The following is a 2,814-nucleotide window of genomic DNA, read 5'->3' as shown; positions in this document are numbered from 1 at the left end:
TTTCAGACTACTTAGCTTGGCTAGTTATCTTTAACCTTCATTACTTGGTTTTGTTCTGAATTTTCTCAAATCCAAAGGTCTAAACCAGACCTTTTCTTTTTAGAATTTTCAGGGTTTGTGTATTATTCAGTCTTCAATTTTAAAGGTACGATGGAAGCAATGCTTCCGACCGCAGAAGGAGGGATTTGAACCCTCGCGCCGCTACTAACGACCTACTCCCTTTCCAGGGGAGCCCCTTCAACCTCTTGGGTACTTCTGCTTGGTTGAATCTTGTTTCATATTCAATTTATATTCGCAGGCAAATCATTAAAACTCGTCTGCAACGGAGAGGGTGGGATTCGAACCCACGCGCCCTTGCGGACAAACGGTTTTCAAGACCGCCTCGTTATGACCACTTCGATACCTCTCCGAACGCGCTTTTCCATTTTACAGAAGTTTCGACGTTTTGTCAAGTACTTTTTTTATTTTTTCAAAACTTTATTTTTCTAAGTTTTGTGCTTTGCTGCCGTTCTCAGCGGCAACTCGATTAGTCTATCATGTAATTCGACAGATGTCAACATTTTTTTTAACTTTTTTTCTGCAGGTTGAAATTTCCAAAATTAGGAAGTTTCAACCTGCGTTACCAACTATTATTCATTCCATTTCCTGGTAAACCTGCATTGAAAAAAGAGTCAGGAATGAATGATTCGAGATCGAGGTGCTCATCAAGAAGCTGAAAAAAGGAAGGTGCATCATCGATAAACAAGTCCTGGCATTCAGAAAAGGTTTCCTTCAAAGAAATCTGATGGAATTTAGCAGACATAAATATTCTCCTCCTCTTGTGTAAAGTGGTTGGTGGTACTTCTATTTTACTACAAGTGGAGAGAAAATTTATATAGAAGAAGCAAGAAAACCCAGTAAAATCAATGGGTTTGGCAATTTAACAATTGCCTATCCTCTTACATACAAAGGAGAAGAAGAAAAGCAAACAGCAATTAGGGAAAGCGTAGAGCTGGCAAGACAGATTCCAGATAAGAATGTAGAAACATTTATATTGTCGGGAATTCTGGCATTTACGGACAAGGTAATCAACGAAAAAACGAGAAATCATATCAAGGAGGTGTTAAGTATGACACAGGTTGGAAAGATGCTGATGGATGAAGGTATTGAAAAAGGACGAGAGGAAGGACGAGAAGAAGAACGTGCTGCATTTGCGAAAAAAATGATTCGTGCAGGAAAAACGGAAGAAGAAATTATAGAGTTTACAGAGTTGACTAAAGAGCAGTTAGAGGCTTTGAAAAAAGAACTCGAAGAAAACGAGTAAAATGAGAGGGGAGCTGTCAGTGGCAGCTCCTCTTTTTTGTGTGTTACAAAATGCTTCTTGCTATCCGGGCAAATTGCTGTTATTATAAAAACATAAGTTTATTTTTAAGTTTGAAGGAACAAAAGGTAAATTGCGTTTAGGTGCAGTCTGCCTTTTTTTAGTTAGAATATACAGGAAGATACCCTGTGAACATTCCAGCAGGGTATCCAACGGGGGACCTCTGCTGTTTTTATAGATATTTTATAGCAGAGGAGGGAAAAGAAGAAAAAGATACGGAAAAAAGAATAAAATGTGATATAATAGAAGGAGGGATTTGAATGAATGAACAGAAAAAAAGAATTGGCTTTACTGTAGCATGTGTAAATGAATTTGCTCATCAGCACAATTTAAACGTAAAAGAAGCGTTTCGTTATCTTTTCCAATTTAAGGGCATTGCTTTTATAAAAGAAAATTATGAAGTAGAGCATACTTTAGATTTTGGAACAGTAATTGAAGATTTGGGAATACTGTGCCGAAAAAATGGAGGTACGTTATGAAATTATATCATGGTAGCAATATCGTAATACAGCATATAAATTTAACAATGTGTAGACCATATAAAGATTTTGGAAAAGGTTTCTATTTGATGGATATCGAAGAGCAGGCTAAGAAAATGGCGGTAAGAGTGTCGAAGATTTATGGTGGTTCTCCTGTTGTAAATACTTTCGAGATACAAGATGATTTCAGAGAGATACAAAATCTTAAAATTAAGGATTTTGGAGTACAAACAACAGAAGAATGGGCGAAATTTGTAATGCACAATAGAAATAGAGCATTTTTAGATATGAAAAATAATCTGTGTAATAAAGATAATAAATATGACATTGTTATTGGACCTGTTGCAGATGATAATATGGCATTATTATTCCGTCAGTATGAAAATGAAGTTATTGATTTTGAAACTTTACTAAAAGGAATGATATATAAGAAAACATCTTCACAGTATTCTTTTCACACAGAAAAAAGTATTGGAATTTTGAGAAAGGTGGTTAACTAATATGAGTAAACAGGAACAGTTAATAGAATATATAGTTCAGGATATTGTTGATATGTTTGCGACAGAAAAAAACATAGACTATGATGAAGCTATGAATAGATTTTATAATTCAGAGGTTTTTGAAAAACTTCAAGATAGGGAAACTGGCATGTATTTGGAAAGCTCGGAATATGTGTATGACCTTTTTAAAGACGAAATGAATTTTGGACATATTATTCAAGCAGAGATATAAAAATGAAGTATAACTTTTCCGCTCGAGCTAACGAACACAATAAAAGAACGTGCTGAATTTGCAAAAGAAATGCTTTGTGATGGAAAGCCGGATGGAGAGATTTTAAAGTATGCCAAAATATCCGAAGCGGAGTTGGCTGAAAGAACTTTTCCAGAATGCATAAAGAAACATGAGAGGGCGTAAAAAATTCTGTGTCCATGGAGGTTTAGGTTTCTCTGGAAAGAGTTCGATATGTATTTTTTG

The 2,814-nt window shown here is 35.5% G+C and carries 6 protein-coding genes and 2 tRNA genes; 5 read left to right on the top strand and 3 right to left on the bottom strand.

Annotated elements, in window-relative coordinates; translation table 11 throughout:
* Positions 1-170 precede the first annotated feature (170 nt).
* The 3 genes from G614_RS0123705 to G614_RS0123695 form a co-directional block, all read right to left on the bottom strand.
* Positions 171-259: transfer RNA gene (locus tag G614_RS0123705), tRNA-Ser, on the bottom strand.
* A gap of 64 nt (positions 260-323) precedes the next feature.
* Positions 324-409 (bottom strand) — tRNA-Ser (locus G614_RS0123700).
* A 210-nt stretch (positions 410-619) separates the two neighbouring features.
* Positions 620-802, bottom strand: a complete 183-nt coding sequence (locus G614_RS0123695; protein ID WP_027643862.1) for a hypothetical protein — start codon at positions 800-802, stop codon at positions 620-622.
* Between the two features lie 306 nt (positions 803-1,108).
* Here G614_RS0123695 and G614_RS0123690 point away from each other — a divergent pair, with 306 nt between their 5' ends.
* The 5 genes from G614_RS0123690 to G614_RS0123670 all read left to right on the top strand — a co-directional run bounded on the left by G614_RS0123690 (position 1,109) and on the right by G614_RS0123670 (position 2,571).
* Positions 1,109-1,303 (top strand): hypothetical protein, encoded by a 195-nt coding sequence (locus G614_RS0123690; protein WP_027643861.1) that lies wholly within the window; start codon positions 1,109-1,111, stop codon positions 1,301-1,303.
* A 185-nt stretch (positions 1,304-1,488) separates the two neighbouring features.
* Complete coding sequence (locus tag G614_RS33455; RefSeq protein WP_278246020.1) at positions 1,489-1,620, top strand: hypothetical protein; 132 nt, start codon at positions 1,489-1,491, stop codon at positions 1,618-1,620.
* On the top strand, positions 1,621-1,839 hold the full coding sequence (locus G614_RS0123680) for a DUF3791 domain-containing protein (protein WP_027643860.1): 219 nt from the start codon (positions 1,621-1,623) through the stop codon (positions 1,837-1,839).
* Positions 1,836-2,339: a DUF3990 domain-containing protein gene (locus tag G614_RS0123675; RefSeq protein ID WP_027643859.1), complete on the top strand. Its 504-nt coding sequence runs from the start codon at positions 1,836-1,838 to the stop codon at positions 2,337-2,339. The genes G614_RS0123680 and G614_RS0123675 overlap by 4 nt, the downstream gene beginning before the upstream one ends.
* Before the next feature lies 1 nt (position 2,340).
* Entirely contained in the window at positions 2,341-2,571 is a 231-nt protein-coding gene (locus tag G614_RS0123670; RefSeq protein WP_027643858.1) for a hypothetical protein, read from the top strand.
* Positions 2,572-2,814: the final 243 nt, after the last annotated feature.

It is taken from the genome of [Clostridium] clostridioforme AGR2157, from assembly GCF_000424325.1.
Taxonomy (GTDB): Bacteria; Bacillota; Clostridia; order Lachnospirales; family Lachnospiraceae; genus Enterocloster; species Enterocloster clostridioformis_A.
This window is presented reverse-complemented; position numbering and strand designations above follow the sequence as displayed.